This window comes from Novosphingobium sp. (assembly GCF_040079535.1).
Classification (GTDB): Bacteria; Pseudomonadota; Alphaproteobacteria; order Sphingomonadales; family Sphingomonadaceae; genus Novosphingobium.
Genome location: NZ_JBEBKB010000034.1, coordinates 1 through 22328 on the forward strand (window position 1 = coordinate 1; position 22328 = coordinate 22328).

General features: G+C 60.4%; 22 protein-coding genes. 9 read left to right on the forward strand and 13 right to left on the reverse strand.

Going from position 1 to position 22328, the window contains the following annotated elements:
• Together ABL914_RS10670 and ABL914_RS10675 are read left to right on the forward strand one after the other, a co-directional pair.
• A partial coding sequence (locus ABL914_RS10670) for a DUF924 family protein (RefSeq protein WP_391563192.1) occupies nucleotides 1-167 on the forward strand: 167 nt, incomplete at its 5' end.
• A gap of 40 nt (nucleotides 168-207) precedes the next feature.
• Nucleotides 208-3066: a M16 family metallopeptidase gene (locus tag ABL914_RS10675; RefSeq protein WP_391563164.1), complete on the forward strand. Its 2859-nt coding sequence runs from the start codon at nucleotides 208-210 to the stop codon at nucleotides 3064-3066.
• Nucleotides 3067-3072: 6 nt separating this feature from the next.
• Here ABL914_RS10675 and ABL914_RS10680 read toward each other — a convergent pair whose 3' ends face one another.
• The 5 genes from ABL914_RS10680 to ABL914_RS10700 form a co-directional block, all read right to left on the reverse strand.
• Nucleotides 3073-4194 carry an ABC transporter permease gene (locus ABL914_RS10680; protein ID WP_391563165.1) on the reverse strand — a complete coding sequence of 374 codons (1122 nt, stop codon included), beginning with the start codon at nucleotides 4192-4194 and terminating at the stop codon, nucleotides 3073-3075.
• Nucleotides 4194-5126: an ABC transporter ATP-binding protein gene (locus ABL914_RS10685; protein WP_391563166.1), complete on the reverse strand. Its 933-nt coding sequence runs from the start codon at nucleotides 5124-5126 to the stop codon at nucleotides 4194-4196. The genes ABL914_RS10680 and ABL914_RS10685 overlap by 1 nt, the downstream gene beginning before the upstream one ends.
• Nucleotides 5123-6097, reverse strand: a complete 975-nt coding sequence (locus ABL914_RS10690; RefSeq protein WP_391563167.1) for an HlyD family secretion protein — start codon at nucleotides 6095-6097, stop codon at nucleotides 5123-5125. Before ABL914_RS10690 ends, ABL914_RS10685 begins: the two co-directional genes overlap by 4 nt.
• A complete protein-coding gene (locus tag ABL914_RS10695) occupies nucleotides 6094-6708 on the reverse strand; it encodes a TetR/AcrR family transcriptional regulator (protein ID WP_391563168.1) in 615 nt (204 codons plus the stop codon). The genes ABL914_RS10690 and ABL914_RS10695 overlap by 4 nt, the downstream gene beginning before the upstream one ends.
• 97 nt (nucleotides 6709-6805) lie before the next feature.
• Nucleotides 6806-9205, reverse strand: coding sequence for a TonB-dependent receptor (locus tag ABL914_RS10700; protein WP_391563169.1), 2400 nt, complete (start codon nucleotides 9203-9205; stop codon nucleotides 6806-6808).
• A 239-nt stretch (nucleotides 9206-9444) separates the two neighbouring features.
• On the opposite strand from ABL914_RS10700, the gene ABL914_RS10705 reads away from it, so the two are divergent.
• The 3 genes from ABL914_RS10705 to purQ all read left to right on the forward strand — a co-directional run bounded on the left by ABL914_RS10705 (nucleotide 9445) and on the right by purQ (nucleotide 11128).
• Entirely contained in the window at nucleotides 9445-10143 is a 699-nt protein-coding gene (locus ABL914_RS10705; protein ID WP_391563170.1) for a winged helix-turn-helix domain-containing protein, read from the forward strand.
• A 74-nt stretch (nucleotides 10144-10217) separates the two neighbouring features.
• Nucleotides 10218-10454: a phosphoribosylformylglycinamidine synthase subunit PurS gene (gene purS, locus ABL914_RS10710; RefSeq protein ID WP_391563171.1), complete on the forward strand. Its 237-nt coding sequence runs from the start codon at nucleotides 10218-10220 to the stop codon at nucleotides 10452-10454.
• Nucleotides 10451-11128, forward strand: coding sequence for a phosphoribosylformylglycinamidine synthase subunit PurQ (gene purQ, locus ABL914_RS10715; RefSeq protein ID WP_391563172.1), 678 nt, complete (start codon nucleotides 10451-10453; stop codon nucleotides 11126-11128). The genes purS and purQ overlap by 4 nt, the downstream gene beginning before the upstream one ends.
• A 1-nt stretch (nucleotide 11129) precedes the next feature.
• Here the strand turns inward: purQ and ABL914_RS10720 are convergent, their stop codons facing one another.
• From ABL914_RS10720 to ABL914_RS10740, 5 genes are all read right to left on the reverse strand, one after another.
• Nucleotides 11130-13439, reverse strand: a complete 2310-nt coding sequence (locus ABL914_RS10720; protein ID WP_391563193.1) for a putative bifunctional diguanylate cyclase/phosphodiesterase — start codon at nucleotides 13437-13439, stop codon at nucleotides 11130-11132.
• 210 nt (nucleotides 13440-13649) lie between these two features.
• Nucleotides 13650-13928 carry a hypothetical protein gene (locus tag ABL914_RS10725; RefSeq protein WP_391563173.1) on the reverse strand — a complete coding sequence of 93 codons (279 nt, stop codon included), beginning with the start codon at nucleotides 13926-13928 and terminating at the stop codon, nucleotides 13650-13652.
• 27 nt (nucleotides 13929-13955) lie between these two features.
• Complete coding sequence (gene glmS / locus ABL914_RS10730; protein ID WP_391563174.1) at nucleotides 13956-15779, reverse strand: glutamine--fructose-6-phosphate transaminase (isomerizing); 1824 nt, start codon at nucleotides 15777-15779, stop codon at nucleotides 13956-13958.
• A 15-nt stretch (nucleotides 15780-15794) separates the two neighbouring features.
• Nucleotides 15795-16160: a type II toxin-antitoxin system VapC family toxin gene (locus tag ABL914_RS10735; protein WP_391563175.1), complete on the reverse strand. Its 366-nt coding sequence runs from the start codon at nucleotides 16158-16160 to the stop codon at nucleotides 15795-15797.
• Between the two features lie 3 nt (nucleotides 16161-16163).
• Entirely contained in the window at nucleotides 16164-16412 is a 249-nt protein-coding gene (locus ABL914_RS10740; protein ID WP_391563176.1) for a ribbon-helix-helix domain-containing protein, read from the reverse strand.
• A gap of 107 nt (nucleotides 16413-16519) precedes the next feature.
• Here ABL914_RS10740 and ABL914_RS10745 point away from each other — a divergent pair, with 107 nt between their 5' ends.
• Nucleotides 16520-16891 carry a hypothetical protein gene (locus ABL914_RS10745; RefSeq protein ID WP_391563177.1) on the forward strand — a complete coding sequence of 124 codons (372 nt, stop codon included), beginning with the start codon at nucleotides 16520-16522 and terminating at the stop codon, nucleotides 16889-16891.
• Between the two features lie 24 nt (nucleotides 16892-16915).
• Here ABL914_RS10745 and glmU read toward each other — a convergent pair whose 3' ends face one another.
• Nucleotides 16916-18277: a bifunctional UDP-N-acetylglucosamine diphosphorylase/glucosamine-1-phosphate N-acetyltransferase GlmU gene (gene glmU / locus ABL914_RS10750; protein ID WP_391563178.1), complete on the reverse strand. Its 1362-nt coding sequence runs from the start codon at nucleotides 18275-18277 to the stop codon at nucleotides 16916-16918.
• Nucleotides 18278-18339: 62 nt separating this feature from the next.
• Between glmU and ABL914_RS10755 the strand changes: the two genes are divergently transcribed.
• From ABL914_RS10755 to ABL914_RS10765, 3 genes are all read left to right on the forward strand, one after another.
• Entirely contained in the window at nucleotides 18340-18996 is a 657-nt protein-coding gene (locus ABL914_RS10755) for an HAD-IA family hydrolase (RefSeq protein ID WP_391563179.1), read from the forward strand.
• Between the two features lie 165 nt (nucleotides 18997-19161).
• Nucleotides 19162-20079: an SDR family oxidoreductase gene (locus ABL914_RS10760; protein ID WP_391563180.1), complete on the forward strand. Its 918-nt coding sequence runs from the start codon at nucleotides 19162-19164 to the stop codon at nucleotides 20077-20079.
• 70 nt (nucleotides 20080-20149) lie between these two features.
• A complete protein-coding gene (locus ABL914_RS10765; RefSeq protein WP_391563181.1) occupies nucleotides 20150-21259 on the forward strand; it encodes a hypothetical protein in 1110 nt (369 codons plus the stop codon).
• On the opposite strand, the gene ABL914_RS10770 is transcribed toward ABL914_RS10765, so the two are convergent.
• Together ABL914_RS10770 and epsC are read right to left on the reverse strand one after the other, a co-directional pair.
• Nucleotides 21256-21603: a DUF2794 domain-containing protein gene (locus ABL914_RS10770; RefSeq protein WP_391563182.1), complete on the reverse strand. Its 348-nt coding sequence runs from the start codon at nucleotides 21601-21603 to the stop codon at nucleotides 21256-21258. The two genes, ABL914_RS10765 and ABL914_RS10770, sit on opposite strands and share 4 nt — an antisense overlap.
• Entirely contained in the window at nucleotides 21600-22316 is a 717-nt protein-coding gene (epsC, locus tag ABL914_RS10775; protein ID WP_391563194.1) for a serine O-acetyltransferase EpsC, read from the reverse strand. The genes ABL914_RS10770 and epsC overlap by 4 nt, the downstream gene beginning before the upstream one ends.
• Nucleotides 22317-22328 lie beyond the last annotated feature (12 nt).

The following is a 22328-nucleotide window of genomic DNA, read 5'->3' on the forward strand; positions in this document are numbered from 1 at the left end:
GCCGCGCGCTCGATGCGCGGGGCGGCAGCAGCTATGCCCGCTTTGCCGAACTGCACCGCGATATCATCGCCAGGTTTGGCCGTTTTCCGCACCGCAATGCCGCGCTGGGGCGGACCAGCACTGCGGCAGAGCAGGCCTTCCTCGATAGCGGGGGGTTTGCAGGCTAGGTCGCTTGCCTAAGGCCTTCTAATCCGGCACTTCTGCGCCATGAACCTATCCAAACTACTGTTCGCCCTGCCGATTTGCGCCGCACTGCTGGGTTCGTGTGCCCCGCCGCAAGCCCGGGTGGCCAGCACACCAAAACCCGCCCCCACCTGGGCCTTCGAAGCCAGCGATGTGCCGGTGGAAGCCGGTTGGAAGTTTGGCCAACTGCCAAACGGTATGCGTTATGTAATCAGGGCCAACGCCACACCCAAAGGCACCGCATTGGTCCGGATGCAGATCGCGGCTGGCTCGATTGACGAGGCGGAAACCGAGCGCGGCTATGCTCACTTTGTTGAACATATGGCCTTCAACGGATCGACCAATGTGCCCGAAGGCGAAATGGTCAAATTGCTGGAGCGCGAGGGACTGGCGTTCGGGGCCGATACCAATGCCTCGACTGGTTTCGAGGCGACCACTTACAAGCTGGACCTGCCGCGAAACGATCCCAAACTGATCGATACGGCGCTGATGCTGATGCGCGAAACAGCCAGCGAACTGACAATTTCAGAAGCCGCCGTTGGCCGCGAGCGCGGCGTTGTGCTTTCTGAAATGCGCGATCGCAATACCTATGCGCTGCGCAATTTTGTCGATCAGCTTGAATTCCTGTTGCCCGGCGCGCTGGTATCCAAGCGCTTGCCGATTGGGACCAAGGAAGCGCTGGAAGGTGCCAATGCGGCTGGGATCAAAGCCTTTTGGGCGCGCGAATATGTGCCGGGTCACACCACACTGGTGGTAATCGGCGATCTGGATCCGGTTGCAATCGAAGCCCAGATCAAGGCCCGGTTCGGAGATTGGCCCACAGCCAAAACTGATCCCCAGCCCAAATTTGGCCCGATGAGCCCTGATGATCAGGGCAAAGCCGATCTGTTTATCGATCCTGCTTTGTCAGAACGGGTGGTGGTGGCCCGCAAGGGCACGTGGCTGGATGAGCCAGACAGCATTGCCCAGCGCAACGAGGATTTGTTGCGGCAGATCGCCTATGGAATCATCAACCGGCGGCTTCAGCGCTTGACGGTCCAGGCCAACCCGCCATTCCGCGCGGCTGGGTTTGGCAGCTCTGGGCTGTTCCGCGAAGCGCGTGAAACCGAACTGGTGGTCGATACCGTCGATGGCCAGTGGCGCGGCGGATTGCTGGCGGCCGGCGCCGAATACCACCGCGCAATCGTTTATGGTTTTACGGCTGAGGAAGTGGCCGAGCAAGTGGCCAACTTTCGCACCGCTTTTGATAACGCTGCCAAAAGCGAGGCCACCCGCAGCAATGCTGCATTGGTGGGCACGGCAATAGCGCTGATCGATGATGAAATCGTGCCGGCATCGCCAATCGCGGCGGCCCAGTGGTTTGAACAGTTGGTGCCGCAAATCACGCCCGCCGCGGTATTGACCGCAATGCAACGCGAGGCGCTGCCGCTTGATCGGCCTCTGATCCGCTTTCAGGGCCGGACAGCGCCAGCCGGTGATGAAGCGGGCCTGATTGCAGCCTGGTCGCAGGCCATGCAGGCCCCGATCAGTCCGCCGCAAAGCAAGGGCGTTGCGGTGTTCGGCTATACCGATTTTGGCCTGGCCACCGCCATTGTCAGCGACACCCGCGATGCCGCGCTGGGGATCCGCCAGGTCCGCTTTGGCAATGGGGTGCGGCTTAATATCAAGCGCACCGATCTGGAAAAGGACCGGGTGCTGGTGCGCGCCTCGGTCGATGGCGGAAACATGCTGAATACCCGCAGCAACCCGCTCGCGACCCGGATGGCCGGTGTGCTCAGCCTTGGCGGCCTGGGCAAGCACAGCAAGGACGAACTTGATACGATACTTGCCGGGCGCAACGTTTCAGCCGGTTACCAGCCATCTGACGAAGCTTTTGTGGCAACTGCGGGAACCACCCCGCGTGATCTGGAGCTGGAGTTCCAGTATCTGGCCGCACAGATCGTTGATCCGGGCTGGCGCAGCGAGGGTGAGGTGCTTTTCCAGCAATCGATCAATAATTATTTTGCTTCGCTAAGGGCCACGCCGGGCGGGGCGCTGGGCGCAGATCTGGGCGGGATCGTTTCGAATGACGATCCGCGTTATTCGCTGGGCGCGGTTGATGATTGGCGCAAGCTGACTTTCCCCAAATTGAAGAGCGATATCGGTGATCGATTGAGCAAGGGCGCGATCGAGATCGGGGTGGTCGGCGATGTTGACGAAGCCCAGGTGATCGCGCTGGTCGGCAAAACATTTGGCGCGCTGCCTGTGCGCGAAAGCGAATTCCGGTCTTATGATGAAAACCGCGACCGGGCCTTTACCGCCAACCGAAAGCCGCGCGTACTGCGCCACACCGGGGCCAAGGATCAGGCGCTGCTGACCCTGATCTGGCCAACCCGCGACGGCGAGGATCCCGCGGCCGAAGCAGAGCTGATGCTGCTGGGAAGGGTGGCGCAGCTGGCGCTGACCGATACCCTGCGCGAAAAGCTGGGCAAAGCCTATTCACCCGGTGCATCAAGCAGCACATCGCGGGTCTGGAAGGGTTATGGCACATTCCTGATCACCGCATCGGTCGATGTGAAGGAAGTTGGGCCGACCCGCGCAGCAATGCTGGAAACCATCGCAGGCCTGCGCGATACACCTTTAAGCGCCGACATCGTCCAACGCGCGAAAGCGCCGGTTCTTGAAGCCTATGACAATCTGCTAAAGTCGAACGGCGGCTGGCTGGGTCTGGTCAGCAGCGCCCAAAGCCGGCCTGACCGGATCGAGCGATATCTGCGCGGCCGCAATCGGATTGCGGCGATTACAGGCGCCCAGCTGCAAGCGCTGGCCCGGCTCTATCTGATCCCGTTTGCAGGTCTGGAAGTGCTGGTCCTGCCCGAAGGAATCGATCCGCCACTGTTGTAAGCGGGCTTAGGCCACGGTATCGCGGTATCGCCGGATCGCGATTGCCGTGAACAGCAGCAGCATGGCCAGCAGAACGAAGCTTTCGGGCAAGGCCAATCGCCAGTCCCAGCCCTTGAGCATGATCCCGCGTACCAGCCGAATGTAGTGCGTGGGTGGCAGCGTTTCGGCCAGCCATTGGATCGGCACAGGCATGCCGCGAAACGGAAAGGCAAAGCCCGAAAGCAGGATCGATGGCATCAGGTAAAACATGCTGGCCTGCATCGCCTGAACCTGGCTGCTGACCAGCGTGGACATGGTGAACCCCAACGCCAGGCAGACCAGCGTGAACAGCAGGGTAACCCCCAGCAGCAGTGCCAAAGATCCCTCAAACGGAACGCGAAATATGAACGCGGCGGCAGCAAGGATCACCAGCACCTGCACCACGCCAATTCCGAAATAGGGCACGATCTTGCCAACCATAACCTCGATCGGGCGCAGCGGGGTGGCCAGCAGATTTTCCATCGTTCCCAGCTCGTGTTCACGGGTCACCGATTGTGCGGTCAGCGCTACCATGGTCATCGACAGGATGATCGCCAGCAGCCCCGGCACAGTGTTGTGGCTGGTGATGCCTTCGGGATTGTAGGCGCGGTGCAGCACCAGATCGACTGGTGCCGCGCCGGTTTGACGCTGGGCCAGCGGACCAACCAGTTGCTGCGCCAGGGCACTGTTCACCGCCTGATTAACCGCGGCGACTGCCGGGCCGGTGCTGGCCGGATCAGTTGCATCGGCGCTCAACAGCAGTTGCGGCCGCTGCCCGCGGACAAGTGCGCGGCTGAAATCGGCCGGTATCGTCAATACGAACTGGACTTTGCCTTCGGCCAGCAGCCGTTCACCCGCGCCATAAATGCCAGCCACTTCGGTAACATCGAAATAGCTGGTCGTGCCCAAAGCAGCGACGATTGCACGGCTGACCGGCGAATTGTCGTTGACCTCAACCGCCATCGGCAAGTGCCGGGGATCGTTGTTGATCGCCACCCCAAAGATCAGCAGCTGGATGATCGGAAACATGAACATCATCGCGATCGTGCCCGGATCGCGCAGCATTTGCCGCACTTCCTTATAAACCATCGCTCCGATCCGTTCCCACATCAGGCGGTTTCCAGCACGGAATTATCAGGAGCGCTCTTCATCAGATGGATGAACACATCTTCAAGCGTTGGCTGCGATTCGCGGAAACTTACCCGGCCAGCCCACGGTTCAACCGCGCGCTTCAGCGCCGCCAGATCAGGACCGCAAACATGCAGCGTGGTGCCAAATGGTGCGGCCATCTCAACCCCTTCGCGGGCCTCGATCTCGGTTGAGAACCGATCCGCGCCTGGCCCCTCGCCCAACAGTGCCTTAAGCCCGGACGCGGCAATAACTTGACTAATCGTGCCACGCGCCAGCATCACGCCATAGGCGATATAGGCGATCTCGTGGCAGCGCTCGGCTTCATCCATATAATGGGTTGAAACCAGCACGGTCATGCCATCGCGGGCCAGGCCATGGATCTGGTCCCAGAACTCGCGCCGGGCTTGCGGATCAACCCCGGCGGTGGGTTCATCCAGCAGCAGTATCCTGGGCTCGTGCAGAACCGCTGCGGCAAGCGCCAGACGCTGCTTCCATCCGCCCGAAAGCTTACCCGCAAGCTGATCGGCGCGGCTCGCCAATCCCAATCGCTCCAGCGCGGCATCAACCCGTGCCTTGCGGTTATCAAGGCGATAGACCCGGGCGACGAATTCCAGATTTTCGGCAATCGAGAGATCGGAAAACAGCCCGAATTTTTGTGTCATGTAACCAATCTGATGCTTGATTGCGCGGCGCTTCGTAGCCAGATCCAGCCCCAATACCTCACCGCCGCCAGCATCGGGGATCAGCAGCCCGCAGATCATCCGCAAGGTTGTGGTCTTGCCCGAACCGTTGGGGCCCAGAAATCCGCAGATCCGCCCTGGCTGGACCGTCAGATCAACCGAATCCACCACCGTACGGCCCGCAAACCGTTTGGTCAGGCCGCGCACCGCGATGGCGGGGATCGCATTCATTGCGGAACAACCTCAACCGGCAGGCCGGGCGGCAATGGTTGGCCGGCAGGGGGGAGCACCGCCTCTACCAGGAAGACCAACTTGGCCCGGGCGCGCTCTGAATAGACCACCGGCGGGGTATATTCGGCGCGCGGTGAGATGAAACTGATGGCGGCCTGGCGCGGAGCGCCGCAGCCATCGCAGGTGAAAGTCACTTTGGCCCCGATGACCAGCCCGGCGATCCGGTCTTGCGGAACATAGAAGCGCAGCTTGCGGCGGCCATCAGGCAGGATCGAAACCACCGGGCTGCCCGCTGGAACCCATTCGCCGGGATTGAAGAAAGTCTGTTCAATCACGCCGCGCTCTGGCGCCTGCGGAGCGATATCGCGGCGGCGCTGGCGCTGCGCGCGCAATGCAGCCTGGGCACCCGCCACATCGGCACCGGCGGCTGCAATCTGGCCCTGGCGCCCAGCTGAAAGTTCGCCCGAAGCAATCTGCGCGCGGGTCTGGGCCAGTTGCGCCGCTGCCCCATCGCGCGCAGCCCGCGCCGCATCAAGCTGCGCCCGGCTGGCAAAGCCGCGCCGGGCCAGCGCATCAACCCGGCTGAAATCGGCCTGCGCCTTGGTCAACTGGGCCTGGGCAGCGGCTTCGGCAGCCCTGGAAACCGCCAGTTCCGGAGCGCGCTGGCGGGCCTGGGCCAAATCGGTCTGCTGAGCCTGGGCACCCGCCACTTGCGCTTCAAGCCGGGCTGTATCGGCATCGGTACTTTCCGGATCGAGCGTGAACAGCACCGCGCCCGCCTCCACCGTCTTGCCGCGATCAACCATTCGCTGCGCCAGTCGGCCTGATATCGGCGCCGCAACATATTCGGTTTCGGCCTCAACATATCCCAGCCAGCCCGCCGGTTCAGCCGGCCGCGTGGCATACCATCCTGCTCCGCCGATCAGCGCCAGAACGATCAACCCGATCGCCGGCTTGGGCAATCCGCTCATGGTGTGCTCCTTATCAAAAGACCATGCAGGACGGTGTCGGCATGGGCCGCAGCCACCGCTTCGGGGGCAAGCGCTTCAGCGCCAACAGGCTCAAACGTGGTCTTCCAGATCGCTCCGATCAGCACCCCGCCGATGATCGTGCGGCAGGCCTGGCCAATATCGGCGCAGGCAAACTCCCCCCGCTCAATCCCGTGGCGCACAATCCGCTCAAGGATCGTCATACCGCGGCTAATCACGTGGCTGTGATAGAATTTGGCCAGTTCCGGGAAGTTGGCCCCTTCCCCGATGATCACCCTGGGCAGGAAAGCCAGATCGCTGGCCATCACCCGCGCGCTCATGAATTGAATGAAATTGCGCAGGATCTGCCCGGCCGGCAAATCGCCAAAATCGGCCGGAACCGCACGCGGCAGCATGGCTTCGATAAGTTCCTCAACCATGGCTTCGAACAAGGCCTGTTTCGAAGCGAACTGCAAATAGAGCGCAGCTTTCGAAAGACCGGCGGACCTGGCAATATCGTCCATCCGGGTGCCGGCAAACCCGCGCGCGTTGAACACGTCGCGAGCCGCCAAAAGGATATCCGCGCGGCGCGTGGGAACAGAAGGGCGAGCCATTTTCAATTTATAACTGACCAGTCAGTTATAAATCAAGCGCAAAAAGAAGGGCGGAGCGCAGCACGCCCCGCCCTTCAAGGGTGGATGGATTTGGGAACTAGAAGCTGAGGGTAGCTTCAACCCCGAATGTGCGCGGGGTGTTGAAGTTGGCGTAATCGCCCACAACCGTGCGGTAATTGCCATCGATCGGAACGCGGTTGGCATTCGAACGACGATAGATGTGCTCTTCGTTGAACAGGTTGCGTGACCACAGCGCCACAGTCAGGGTCTGTCCGCCATCAGCCATCGGGATATCGGCAATCGAAACCCGCGCATTGACCAGGAAGCTGCTGTCAACCAGCACCGGCTCGTTATCGAAGCTGTAGTGCGGATCCGAATAGTTTGCATCCATGTGCAGCTTGAACGCCATCTTGCTGGTTCCGCTAAGCGGCAGGGCATAATCCAGATTGCCCGAGAACGCATGCGGCGGGGTGTAGACCAGGAACAGCGGTTGCAGCGGATTGCCAACCACCAGCGGGTTCGGCGTGGGCGGAACCGTCCAATGGGTATAGGCATAGGAAACCCCGAACGAGAGGTTGTCCGTCGGACGCACGGTCAGATCAGCTTCGATCCCGCGGATCTTGGTTGCGCTGGGCGCGTTGACCGTTTCCAGCGTGTGACGGATCGTGCCGTTCGTCTGAACCAGATAGAAGTCGAAATCGAACTGGCTGTTCTTGCGGTCCATCAGATAGCCCGCAACGTTGAGGCGAACCTTGCGATCGAAGAACTCGGTCTTGAAGCCCACTTCATAGGCAGTCACGCTTTCCGGACCGAAGGTGGCAAAGCTGATCGAGCGCGAACTTGCCCCGCCAGCGCGGTATCCGGTTGAATATTTCGCGTAGAGGTTGATCCTTTCGCTGGCATCCCAGGCCAGGATGACCAAAGGATCAAACCGGTTGTACGAGAAGGCAAACGGGAATGCCGAGGCAACGTTGTTGAGCTTGTAGAGATCGCCGCTCTTCTTGTCGTTGGTATAGCGCCCGCCCAGTGTGACGTGCAGGCTTTCCATTCCACCCGGGGTCCAGGTCATCTGGCCATAGGCAGCATAGCTCTTCGAATTGGCATAGCTGGCCCGGCTGATCGACAGTGCCGAACGCTGCCAGGTCTGGGCATCACGGATGATATAACCGGTCCCGGTGGCGTTCCACTGATTGGTGTTGGGCGTCGCCGCCACTTCTTCAGCGCGTTCGTTGAAATAGTAGAGGCCAACGACGTAATCGACGCTGCCCACGCTGCCCACGGCCTGCAGTTCCTGGCTGAACTGACGCGCATTGAGGAACGAGAGCGAATAGCGGCTGAACGACCCATTGGGCAAGAACGAGGGGCTGCGGTGCGCGCCGCCCGAATTGTCCCACTGTTCTGAATCAACGGTGCGCCAGGCGGTGACTGAACGCAGTTCGATCCCATCGCCAACTTTCCAGCGCAGGTTGCTGGAAAAGCCCTGGGTTTCGCCCGTGCTGATCTGCTGCGGCACGCCGATATCGGCCACATCCATTCGGTTCGGGCTGACCACCACCATCGAAGGCAGCGGCGCAATCATTCCAGCCGGCAAAGTATTGGCATTGGCCTGGATCTGGGCCAGCGTTGCCACCGGATAGCCATTCGGATTAAAATTGATCAGCTGGCTGTAGAACGGCGTGTTCTCATCGCGGCTGGTGTCAAAGGCGAAGTCGGCAGTGAAGTTGCTGACTGGCTTCCAGCGCGCAGCAATGCGGCCGCCATAACGGTGATACTGGTTCCACCCGGTCTGGCCCTCTTGCGGGTTGCGAACGGTCGGATCCTGATGGCTGATCACCCCGTCCAACTTGAACGAAACGCCTGCTACTTCGGGCAGGTTAAGGTGCATGCCGGCGTTGTAGCTGCCGTAGTTGCCAAAACCAGTAATCACCCGCCCGCCAAAATCGCCGGTCGGCGCTTTGCTTACCAGGTTGACCGCACCGCCTTCGGTGTTGCGGCCAAACAGCGTGCCCTGCGGGCCCTTCAGCACTTCGATCCGCTCTACTTCGAACAGCGAGGCGTTAAGGCCGTGCTGACGCGCAAGATAGATACCATCGATATATACGCCCACGCCCGGCTCACGTGCCGGCTGGTTGGCATCGCCCGGAACAATCCCGCGGATCCCCACGGTCAGCGCTGTCTGACGCGATTCGTAAGTGGCAACCCGCAGCGACGGGATCGAGCCATCGCCCAGATCCAGCAGGCTCTGCACGTGGCGTTGCTTGATGTCTTCCCCGCCCAGAACCGAAATTGCGATCGGCGTGTCCTGAAGATTGGTTTCGCGCTTGGTTGCGGTAACAACGATATCAACCAGACCTGGATCATCGGCCTGGGGCGCTTCAGCAGCGGCATCAGCGGCTGCGGCAGCGGCTTCATCGGTGGTTGCATATGCGGGCGAAGCGGCGAGCACTGCGGCAAGCGCAGCGGCGGAAACGGAAAGCCTGTTGGCAAGGCGGGTCATGGTTTGGTCCCTCATTGGGTTGTTGTCTGGACAGCCGGAGACTTGCGACTCGGTTCACACGAACCGGCACCCCCGCTGCCGAGTGGCCTGCTAGGCCTTGTCCATTTCAGCCCAGCGACTCTTTGCGGACAGCAGTGCGACCAGTTTGCGACACCCATCGGACACCGCGAAATTGACCTACAAGAGTCATAAAACGGTCATGTCCCGCAGGCAGGGTGGGTGCCCGGATGGATCAGCCTATGCTTGCACAGAACTTGGCCAAGACATTGCTTGTAACTTCATGCGACCCTGCGTTTGTCAGGGGCGTCAATCGTCTGCGCCCCGATCTTCAGTTGCTGCCAATTGATCGCCAGGCCGATAGCAGCCCCGAACCGGCTGGAAGGCTGTGGTGTTTTGTTGAATGGCTTGCGGCCGAAACATCCGGCCTGGAAGTCGTCCGCCGCCTGCGCGAAGCTGAGCCGACCCGCGCTGCCCATATCACCATGGTGCTTGATGCCGGTGACAGCGAGGAACGGCGCCGCGCGTTGAAAGCTGGCGCGGATGATTACATGAACGGTCCGCTCAGTCCCCAAAACCTGATCGACCGGATCGCTCACTATGAGGCATCAGCCCCCCAGCAGCCGGCCCCGCGCCCCAGGCTTAGCAATGGCGAAGTGGCAGTTGATCTGGCTGCCCACCAATTACGCTGGCGCGGAGCCCCGATTGCCTTGCGCCCGAACGAGTTTCGGCTGTTGGCGCATTTCATGCAAAACCGCGACCAGGTATTCAGCCGCACGGCCCTGATCGCACAGTTGGGCAAACAGGACGGCGAGATTGACGAACGCACCGTAGATGTCTGGGTTGGCCGCTTGCGCCGGGCGCTGATTGCCGCCGGGGCACCCGATCCGCTGCGCACCGTGCGATCGCTGGGCTATGTGATGGATTCGGTGGAGAGTTGAAGGCTGCCCTTGCCCCAACGCAAAGCTGAGGGCATAGGCCCGCGCATTACCCAGCTTCAGCGAAAGGCCCAGCCATGAAGGTCCGCGTATTCGTCTCGCTCAAAAACGGGGTGCTCGACCCGCAGGGACGGGCGATCCACCATGCGATCGAAGGCCTGGGCATTCATGGCGTGAAGGATGTTCGCGCTGGCAAGATGCTGGAACTTGAAGTCGATGATAGCGTCAGCGATGCCGACCTTGATACCATGTGCAAGCAGTTGCTGGCCAACATGGTGATCGAAAACTACCGGTTCGAAAGAACTGAAGCATGACCTTCCGTTCGGCCGTCATCACCTTTCCCGGTTCAAACTGCGACCGCGACATGGCCGTGGCGGTTGAACAAATCTGCGGCGGCGAAGTGCACCGGGTCTGGCACGGAGATGCCGCCTTGCCCGATCGGTTGGATTTCATCGCCCTGCCCGGCGGCTTTTCCTATGGCGATTACTTGCGCTCGGGCGCAATGGCGGCGCGCAGCCCGGTGATGCAGGCGGTGGTGGCAGCGGCAGGCCGCGGGGTCCCGGTGCTGGGCGTATGCAACGGCTTTCAGGTTTTGACCGAAGCGGGATTGTTGCCTGGCGCGCTGCTGCGCAATGCCGGAATGAACTTTGTCTGCCGCGAAGTGAGGCTGACGGTTGAAACCAGCCAGAGCCTGTTCACCGCCGGCTATAGCCAGGGCCAGGATATCGTGATCCCTGTAGCCCACCATGATGGCAACTATTTTGCCGATGATGCCACGCTGGACCGGTTGGACCGCGAAGGCCGGGTGGCGTTTCGCTATGCCGAGGAGGTCAACGGATCTGCCCGGCGGATCGCAGGCGTGCTTAATGCGGCCGGCAATGTGCTGGGCATGATGCCGCACCCCGAACGGATGATCGAAACCGCGCAAGGCGGCAGCGATGGCCGCACCTTGTTCGCAAGCGTGGTCAAAGGCTTGGTTGGCGCCTGATCTATTCGTTTACGCGGTGCAGGTTGGCCTGCTGGAACAGAGCGCGCGCTTCGACTGCTGGCATCGGCCGACCAAAGTAATAGCCCTGGATCTTGCGGCATCCCAGCTGGCGAATCACTTCAAGTTCGTGTTCGGTTTCCACGCCTTCGGCCGTGGTCGACATCTCAAGGCTTTCCGCCATCGCCACCACGGCGCGGATGATTGCCAGGCTTTCAGGGCTGCCAGTCGCCGCGCCCTGAACGAAGCTGCGATCAACCTTGATCGTCGAAAAGCGCAAGTTGCGAATATAGGCCAGCGATGAGTAGCCGGTTCCGAAATCATCCAGCGCGATCCCGCAGCCCAGCGACATAATCTGTTCAAGCGCATTGCGGGCCGTGGTGGCATCACGGACAAAAATCGATTCGGTAACTTCAATTTCCAGCCGCTGCGCCGGCAATCCGCTCTCGCTGAGAGCTTCAACCACGGTGCCAACGAACCCTGGATCGAGCAGCTGTTCACCCGATGCATTAACCGCAACCTTGATATTGCTGGGCCAGCGCACGGCTTCGCGGCAAGCCTCGCGCAAGACCCAGCGACCGATCGGCACGATCAGCCGGGTATCTTCGGCCAGCGGAATGAACTTGGCCGGGCTGACCAGGCCGTGTTCTTCGCTGTTCCAGCGGATCAGCGCTTCAAAACTGACGATGGTTTCGTCCTTGGCATCCACCACCGGCTGATAATTGAGAATGAATTCATTGCGTTCAAGCGCCTGGCGCAGCGAAAATTCAAGCTTGCGGCGCTCTTCGGCAAGGGCATGCAGCGCCGGCTCGTAACCAGAATGCTGTCCGCCGCCCTCTTCCTTGGAACGATAGAGCGCAAGATCAGCGTTGCGCATCAACGTTTCAACAGTTGAGCCATCGCGCGGGCCGATTGCCGATCCGACCGAGGCACCGATGTAGAGCGTATGGTGATCAACTTCGTATGGCCGTGAAAGCAATTCGATCACAGCATTGGCAACCCGGGTGACCCGGTTGTGATCAGAGGCATCGCGGATCACAACTGCAAATTCATCGCCGCCAAGCCGGCCGCACAGTTCGTTGTCGGTCACCAAGCTTTTAAGCCGTTCCGAAACGCGGGCAAGCAGCTGATCGCCAACCAGGTGGCCCAATGTATCGTTGACCGCCTTGAACCGATCGAGGTCAATCATCAGAAATGCGCAGCGTGTGCGCCATTGATCGGCATAGCGCATGGCCTCGCCCAGCGCTTCGGTTGCCATCATGCGGTTGGGCAGGCCGGTAAGCGTATCGAAGCGCGCCATATGGGCAATCTTCTCGCTTGATTCGCGCTGTTCGGTAACGTCTGAACCGACCCCGCGGAAGCCATCAAAAGCGCCACTATCGGTTAGCTTGGGGGTACCCGAAATTTCCCACCAGCGCTGCTGACCGTTGATTGTCACGCGCACCAGAAGGTTGGAAAAACTCTCGCGCCGCTTCAGCCGTTCGGCCAGATCGTGGAGGCTCGAAGGGAACTGTCCGGTATCCCAGGCGGGTCCTGCGATCAGCTGGATAAACGGCTTGCCTTCGATATCCTCAGGCGCAACCCCCAGCGCAAAGGCAAACCGCGGGCTGACCGCGCGGACCCGCCGTGCAGTATCGATCTGCCACAGCCAATCGGCCTCGTTCTCTTCAAATTCGCGCAGCAGCATCGAGACGACTTCGCTCTTTTCCGCCATCGCGCTTTCGGCAATCCGGGCAATCAGGAACGATCGGGCATTGCCGATTGCCCCCATCACCACCACCCCGCCGAACAACGCGGCGAGCAGTGACATGACGTAATTGCCTGAAAAGGCAAAACTGGCGAGCGAGCCAGCGCCGACGATTCCGGCAAAGACCAGATTGGCAAGCGGCACTGCCGGCAGCATCACCGCCGCAGCAGCCATCAGCACGCCGATAACCGCCCATAGTTCAAGACTTTGGGTAGAATTCCCAAACGGCGCGAAACCGGCCAGCGGGACAACCCAGACCAAAGCATTCAGCACCGCGCTAATCGTTTGCCGGTTTACCTCATCGCGCGAAATCCGGCGCCGATCGACGTCGATCAACGCCTTGTCGATCGTCGCGCCGTAATAGAGGCTGGCGCACAAGACCACAAACCATCCGGCCAGTGCCGCAACGTGAATTGCGCCGTAGTAAATTCCGATTGTTGCCAGCGCGGCCACTACATGCGCGACAATCCGCGCTACGGTGACCCGGGCAAGGCTGGAGTACTGAAGGCCGCGCAAGCGCTCCCATTCCCCGCTTGCCGCGGGGTCGGACAGGCCAAGTACCGCCATCACTGGCAGGGCTTTGGGGAGAGCGGTGGATTGCGGCGTTGCTTCAGTCACGCCTCACGAGATAACGACCAATCGTTAGCACTGCGTAAAGTTGGGCCACGAATTTACCAGTTTTCACGGCGGAATCCGTCGTTCAGCGCAGACTTGATCGTCTTGCCATTCCGCCTGCAAAGCTATCGAAATCGGCCCTGTCAGGGGGGCAATGGACTGCTAGCGTCGGCCTAGCAGTGTCTTGTCGATGTCAGGCATTGCCTCGGCACGTTTGGAAACAGCGGAAAGGGTTGGATCGAAATTCATTGCCCTGCCAAAAGTCAGGCCATCCTCGGTCCGTTCGGCTTCTTCATAGGGATGAACATCCGGCATCGTTTCTTCATCGCGCCCCAGATCGTGCCAGCGATGGTTCCGGATCATCCGCAGCCGGGCAAAAAACAGCCACAATATCAGCAGCGGTGCACCGAAAAAAGCGACCAGAAAAATCAGTTCAGACATCGGTGCGCCTCCCTAAGGAAAGCTGGCCTACTCCACCGTCACCGATTTGGCCAGATTGCGGGGCTGATCAACATCGGTGCCCTTCACGCAAGCCACGTGATAGGCCAAGAGCTGGACTGGAACGGCATAGACCAACGGGGCGATCAAGGCATGGACCTTGGGCATTTCGATTGTGGCGAGGCAGCCCTCACCCGCTTCATCAAGCCCGGCCTTGTCGCTGATCAGCACCACCTTGCCGCCGCGTGCGCGGACCTCTTGCATGTTCGAAACGGTCTTTTCGAACAGCGGCCCACTGGGCGCGAGCACGATCACCGGCACAGCTTCGTCAATCAGCGCTATCGGGCCGTGCTTCATTTCACCTGATGCATAACCTTCGGCATGAATGTAGCTGATTTCCTTGAGCTTTAATGCACCTTCCAAAGCCAGCGGATAGTCCTGCCCGCGCCCCAGATAAAGTACATCGCGGGCCGGCGCGATAAGGTGAGCCATGGCCGCGATCTCGTCATCATGGGCCAGCGCGGCGTTTAGGCTAGAGGGCGCTTCGAGCAGATGCTTGACCACCTCGGCCTCCTCAGCCCGGTCCATCAGCCCGCGCTTCACCGCCATATGCGCAGCCAGCGCGGCCAGCACAGCAAGCTGACAGGTGAAGGCCTTGGTTGAGGCAACCCCGATTTCCGGCCCGGCATGGGTGGGCAGCAGAAGATCGGCCTCGCGCGCCATCGAACTGGTCGGTACGTTGACCACCACCGCGATGGATTGGCCTTGCGCCTTGCAGTGCCGCAGCGCCGCCAAGGTGTCCGCCGTCTCGCCGCTTTGCGAGATGAACAGCGAAAGTCCGCCCTTTTCCATCACCGGCTCGCGATAACGGAACTCGGATGCGAAATCGATGTCGGCCGGCAGCCGCGCGAACTGTTCGAACCAATACTTGGCGACCATCCCGGCATAATAGCTGGTCCCGCAGGCGACAATGGTGACACGGTTGATACTGGACAGATCAAAATCAAATTGCGGCAGCGCGATCGATTGATCGACCTGGCGGATATAAGAGCGCAGCGTCTGTGCCACCACGGTCGGCTGCTCGAAAATCTCCTTCTGCATGAAGTGGCGGTAATTGCCCTTCTCGATCTCTGCTGCCGAAGCGCCAGAGGTTGTCACCTCGCGGGTGGCGGGCTGGTTGTCCTTGTCATAGATCCGCGCCGCATCGCGGGTGATCACCACCCAATCGCCCTCATCCAGATAGGCGATCTTTTGCGTGAGCGGGGCGAGCGCCAGCGCATCAGATCCCAGGTAAGTCTCCCCTTCTCCGAAGCCTAGCACCAACGGCGATCCCAGCCGCGCGCCGATCAGCATATCGGGATAGTCCTTGAACGCGATTGCCAGCGCAAAGGCACCGCGCAGCTGCGGCAAGGTGGCCTTGACCGCCTCTTCGGGGCTTTTGCCAGCTTCGACCTGTTCGGACAGCAAGTGGGCGACCACTTCGGTATCGGTATCGCTTTCAAAAATGCGTCCGCGCGCCGTCAGCGCATCTTTCAACTGGCGAAAATTCTCGATGATCCCGTTGTGAACCAGCGCCAGCACAGCGGTGGCATGCGGATGGGCATTGGCCGCAGTCGGCGCGCCGTGGGTGGCCCAGCGGGTGTGGGCGATCCCGGTGGTGCCGGGGGCCGGATCGCGCGCCAGCTCGCGCACCAGGCCCTGCAATTTGCCGGGCGCGCGACGGCGGATCAACTGGCCATCATGGACCGTGCAGACGCCCGAGCTGTCATAGCCGCGATATTCCATCCGGCGCAGGCCATCGACCAAACGGTCTGCCACGGCTTCCTTGCCGACGATGCCAATAATGCCGCACATGCGATTCTGCTTTCTCTAGAGGGTATAGGGAACCCGGATGCCCGGCATCTCTGCCGGAAAATCCTTTGTATTTCGTGTAATAAGGATCGCCCCGTTCACTTGCGCAGTGGCGAGGATGAAGGCATCCATCAGTTTCATCTTTGAACGATGCCGAATGTCCGCAGCCGCTGCGGCGATCCGGGCATCAAGCTCAACGACTTCAAAATTAGCGAGGGCCTGCCGCACTGAATCACGCGCGTCGAGCGCCTCACCGGCCAGAATTTCGGTCCACACAATCCGGCTGATGCGGTGGTTCTTGTATCGCGCAAGTTCAGCGGTCCCTTGCGGTTTGCGCTTGAACCAGTCGACTACAATGTTTGTGTCAAAGAAAGGATCGCTCACCGGCTAGATATCTTCATAAGGACGGCGGTCTTCGCGCATCGCCTGCTGATATTCGACGCCGTCAGGGATGTCATCGCGATCAGCCCACAAACCGGCCCAACGCTCGATCCAATCGTTGTTTTCGGCGTTGTGGATCAAATGCAATTTGACCGCCTCACGGATTTCGGCAGCGCGCGATTTGCCCTGGCGTTTGGCAAGCGCATCAAGTTTTTCGATGTCTTCATCGGGAATGTCGGTCAGAATACGAGCCATTGATATACTGATATCATATCATGATATCATGTCAAGAGCGCATGTTCAGCTTGTGTCTTGGTTACATGGGCTTAAGCGTTGGATATCATCAGAAGGACTTGCCAAAAATGCGCACCGCCCACAAATTGACCGTTGCGATTGCAGTTTCAGCGCTTTTTAGCGCTCAGGCGATCAACGCTGCCCCTCCGACTGTTACCGCAGTGTCGGTCGATAGCGTGACCGGGAATGTGATCGTAACAGGCACGTGCACTCCCAATGTGTCTGGTACAGCGCAGGTCAAAATCCACTTTGTTGATGCATCAGGCGCTTCCCACGCGGTAAAGAAAATCCGCTGCCCGGCATCTGGAAATGGCTCAACCAAGGTCAAGCCTCCCTTCATCGACCTGGTAACCGGCACGGCATTGCCTTCGGGGACCTACCAAGTCTGCCTTAAGCAATTGAGCAATAGCAATTGCTGGGCTAGTCCTATTTCATTCTGAGGAGCGCGTAACTGGGCAAGCGCGCTAGTTGCGCTTCTCCGCCTTCTTCTTCTTCATCGCATCGTGGAAGCGGTCAGCCCAGCCCGGCTTGACCAGCTGTTCTGCCCGCACAATCCGCAACTCGCCCGCTGCCACATCCCGCGTTACCGCGCTGCCTGCTGCGACAATCGCATCTGGCCCGATCTTCACCGGAGCAACCAGTGACGAGTTCGAGCCGATGAAGGCCCGTTCGCCGATCACGGTCTTGTATTTGAAATAGCCATCGTAGTTGCAGGTGATCGTGCCTGCGCCGATGTTGGCCCCGGCGCCCACTTCGGCATCGCCGATGTAGGACAGGTGGTTGGCCTTGGCCCCATCGCCCAGCACGCTCTTTTTGACTTCGACGAAGTTGCCGATCTTGGCTTTCTTGCCCAGCACGGTGCCGGGGCGCAGCCGGGCGAAGGGGCCAACCTCGCAGCCGCTTGCAATCCGTGCGCCTTCGATATGGCAGTTGGCCCGGATCTTCACCCCGTCAGCCACCGTCACGCCGGAACCAAAGAATACATTGGGTTCAATCAACACGTCCTGCCCCAGCACGGTATCCCAGGCGAACCATACCGTTTCGGGCGCGATCAGGCTGGCGCCTTCATCCATAGCCTGTTTGCGGCGGCAGTTTTGCCAGCGGTGTTCGGCCAGCGCGAGTTCGGCGCGGCTGTTGATCCCTTCCACCTCGTGCGGATCGGATGTGACCACCACCGCGCAGGTCCGGCCATCGGCATTGGCCACGTTGACCACATCGACCAGGTAATATTCGCGCTGCGAATTATGGTTGGTAACGCGGGCGAGAAGGCCGAACAGATCGGTACTACGCACGGCCATCAGCCCGGAATTGCACAGCCGGCAGGCGCGCTCGGCCTCGCTGGCATCCTTGTGTTCCACCATCTTGGTGATCCGGTCATCTTCGGTAATGACACGGCCATAGGCCAGCGTATCGGCGGGTTCGAAGCCCAGCACCACCACCGCGGGCTTATCCGCCCCGTGCAGCCTTTCGATCATCGAACGCATTGTTGCAGTGCAAACGAATGGCACATCGCCATAAAGGATAAGCACATCGCCAGCGAAACCCGCCAGCGCCGTTTCTGCTTGCTGGACAGCATGGCCGGTGCCGTGCTGCGGATCCTGCACCGCGATCACTGCACGATTGCTCAGATGCGCCTCAAGCTGCTCACGCCCGTGTCCGGCGACCACCACCGATCGGGTCGGCGCAAGCTGGGCCGCGCTGGCCAGCAAATGATCGATCATCGGCCTGCCCGCGATCGGGTGCAGCACCTTGTGCAAGCTGCTTTTCATCCGTGTGCCCTTGCCAGCGGCAAGGGTGACGATTGCGAGAGGAGTATTGGCGCTCATGGTTAATGTCCATGCCACCAAATGCTTGCCGATTCCACAACGTGCGTGCGATGGGCCACAGTATGACAATTCCCTTCGATATCGTCGGCTTTGATCTTGATGGCACCTTGCTTGATACTTCGCGCGATCTGGGTGCTGCGCTCAACCATGCGCTGGGCACGATTGGCCGGCCTGCGGTGCCATATGAAGATGTCCGCAATCTGATCGGCGGCGGATCTGGCCTGATGCTGCGCCGCGCGCTGGCACTTACCGGCGGCGATCAGGGAATCGAATTTGAAGCACTCCGCCAGGTGCTGGTCGGCCACTATGGCGAAAATATCGCCCACTACACCGCGTTGTTTCCGGGCGGTGAGGCGATGCTGGACGCGCTTGCCGCAATGGGAATCAAACTGGCGGTCGTAACCAACAAGCCGCATCATCTGGCGGTGAAGCTGTTTGACGCATTGGGCCTGTCATCCCGCTTTGCCACGATCATCGGTGGCGGAACCTGGCCGTTAAAGCCCGATCCACAAGCGCTGCACGCCATGGTAGCGCAATGCGGCGGCGGGCGGGCGGCCTATGTCGGCGATACCACTTTCGATACCGGCGCGGCCAAAGCGGCGGGGCTGCCGTGCGTGGCGGTTAGCTTTGGCTTTGTTGATGCCCCGCTGGATCAATTGGGCGCAGATGCCGTGATCGGCCATTTCGATGAACTGGTGCCAGCTTTGCGCAGGCTTTGAAATCCCGATTCGCGGCCTTAGGTCTGGCCCTGCCTGCGTAATACTCCCGATTGACGCTAGGGAACACGGGTGCTGCACTGCGGCATATTGCCAGCCCAGCGCGCCCATGCCATGCCGCGCCCGCTTCCCCAGTGGGATCAACCATTTTCAGCGGAGAAAACGCTCATGACCATTTCGTTCAAAGATCGCGTCGCAATTGTCACCGGTGCCGGCGGCGGGCTTGGCCGTGCCTATGCGCTAGAGCTTGCGGCGCGCGGTGCCAAGGTTGTCGTCAACGATCTGGGCGGCAGCCGCGATGGCACCGGCCATAGCGATGCAGCCTTGAAAGTGGTTGAGGAAATCAAGGCAGCAGGCGGCGAAGCCATGTCGAACGGCGGCTCGGTTACCGAATACGAACAGATGGTCGAAATGGTTGCCAAGACCAAGGAAGCCTGGGGCGGCGTGCATATCCTGATCAACAATGCCGGTATCCTGCGCGACAAAAGCTTTGCCAAGATGGAAATGGCCGATTGGAAGCTGGTTGTCGATGTCCACCTGAACGGCAGCGCCAATTGCACCAAGGCGGTCTGGGATATGATGCGCGAGCAAACCTATGGCCGGATCCTCAACACCGCCAGCAGCACCGGCCTGTTCGGCAACTTTGGCCAGGCCAACTATGGCGCGGCCAAGTTGGGCCTTGCCGGGCTAACCAAGACGCTGGCGCTGGAAGGCGCGAAGTACAACGTGCGGGTCAACACGCTGGCTCCGGTGGCCGGCACCCGGATGACTGAAGATCTCGGGATGCCCGAAATGCTGTTCAACGCGCTCAGCCCTGAAAACGTTGCCCCGATGGCGCTCTATCTGGTCAGCGAAGATGCGCCGACCAACATGATCTGCGGCGCTGGCGCGGGGGCTTACCACGCGGCCTATATCACGCTGACGCCGGGTGTGGCCCTGCCCGCTGACGAACGCACCCCCGAAGGGATCGCTGCCGTTTGGGATCAGATCATCGACCGTACAGGCGAGATCGTCCCCCAATCAGGCGGAGAGCAGAGCCAGGTGGTGATGGCTGCGCTGGCCAAAATTGGCGGGCTTGGCGCGTAAGCGCCACAGTGTATTGACGTAATAATACACATCGGGCATTCTCTGCGCCATTCTATGGGGAGAATGCCCGATGTATTCCGAAAGCGAACTGCAAAGCGCGGTCAGCGCCGGGGCGATCAGCGCCGAAGCAGCCGATAGCTTGCGCGGGCATGTGGCGGGCCTGCGTTCTGCCCCGATGGCCGATGAAGAGCAGCTGCGGCTGATCACCGGCTTCAACGATATCTTCGTGACGATTGCCTGTGCTCTGGTGATCTTTGCTTCAGCCGCGCTGGGCGGGCAATTCAGTTTTGCCTTTGGCGCGCTGCTGGTTGCGGGGGCATCGTGGCTGATGGCCGAAGCTTTTACCCGCAAGCGGCGGATGGCTTTGCCTTCGATCGTTCTGCTGCTGTCATTCGCTATTGGCCTGGGGCTTTGCGCCGGGGCTACATTGGCTGAATTCTTTCCAGAACATTCCGTCATCAAGAGCTACAATTTCGGCGGTAAGACCGAAACCTACCCCGATATGGTCCGCTATCCCTGGCAGGAATCGCTGATTGCGGCAGCCGGGGGCCTGTTTGCCGCGCTGGGTGCCGGCGCGCATTGGCTGCGGTTTCGGGTTTCCATAACCATTGCGGCCGTTTTGGCTGGGGTGGTGCTGGTGCTGCTAGCCACTTTGGCAGCTGCCACCGGGCAAGATTTGAACAGCAACGCCGTGATCGCACCGGCGGCGCTAGTTTGCGGCCTGGCGGTGTTTGTCTATGCGATGAAATGGGATCTGACCGATCTGGCGCGCAAGACCCAGAACGCCGATATCGCTTTTTGGCTACACCTGCTGGCCGCGCCGCTGATCGCGCATCCGCTGTTCTACTGGATGGGGGTTACTGGCGGAGAGGAGATCGGCACGGCGCAGGCCTTTGGCGTATTGGCAATCTATCTGCTGTTCGGGCTGGTCGCGCTGGCAGTGGATCGCCGGGCGCTGCTGGTTTCAGCGCTGGCCTATGTCTTGGTGGCGCTGGGGCAATTGTTCCGGTCCTATGGCGCGGTTGAACTGAATGTAGCGCTTACTGCATTGGTGATCGGATCGGCCTTGCTGGCGCTTTCAGCCTTCTGGACCCCGATCCGCAGCGCATTGGTGCTGCGTTTGCCGCGATCCATTCAATCCCGGCTGCCGAAAGGGGTTGTGGCTACTGTCGCGGCCTAACCGGCCACCACTTTCATCAGTTTGCGCTCCAGCGGGAACAGTACCCCGGGCAGTTCATGGCCGCGCTTCAGGATTTGCCCGGCCTCTCCGTAAAGCGCCCACATGCCTTGCTTGGTGTGCAGCGCAGGGCGTTTTTCAATCCGCACTGCCGGGCGTTCTGCAGCGCGGCGAAAGGCTGAAAAGACGGCGGCATCGCTGGTGAAGTCCATCGCGTAATCGCGCCATTGGCCGGCCGCCACCATCCGCCCGTAAAGATCAAGGATCCGCAGCAATTCTTGCCGTTCCAATCCCACCTGCACCGCGCGCTGCGCGGGCGTGGGAAAGGGCGTGACGGTAGCGTTCAAGCGCGCTTGGTTCCCGAACGCTTGCGCGCCGAATTTTGCTTGACCGTCTGGGCATCGCGTTCATCCAGTAGGCTGTTTAGCCTGAGCTGCATCGCCAGCATTTCGCATTGCAGCAATTCCAGCTTTTGGGTGGCCGGATCAAACCGTTCGCTGCACGGGGTGCCATAGGGAACGAAATTCTGGGTTTCAGGCTTTACTTCGACCAGCGTGGGCTTGGCCGGGATGCCGACCATCGTTGCCCCTTCAGGCACATCCTTGGTCACTACCGCATTCGCGCCGATCCGAGCCCCTTTTCCGATCATTAGTGGCCCCAGGATCGCAGCCCCCAGGCTGACAATCACATCATCGCCAATTGTTGGGTGGCGCTTGCCGCCAACGCCATTGGTGGGATTGGTTCCGCCCAGCGTGCTGCCTTGATACATGGTGACGTTATCACCAATGATCGCGGTTTCACCGATCACCACAAAACCATGATCGATAAAGAAATTGCGCCCGATCCGCGCACCGGGATGGATATCGATCGCCGTCAGGAAACGGCTGGTATGGTTGATCGCCCGGGCTAGCCAGAACAGATCAGCCTCAAACAGCCAATGCGCCAACCGGTGCAGCCCCAATGCCCAAACGCCGGGATAAAGCAGCACTTCCCAGCGCGAGCGCGGGCTTGGATCGCGGGCCACGATCGAATCCAAATAGCGGGTCAGTTGTTCCAGCATCGTAGCCTCTTT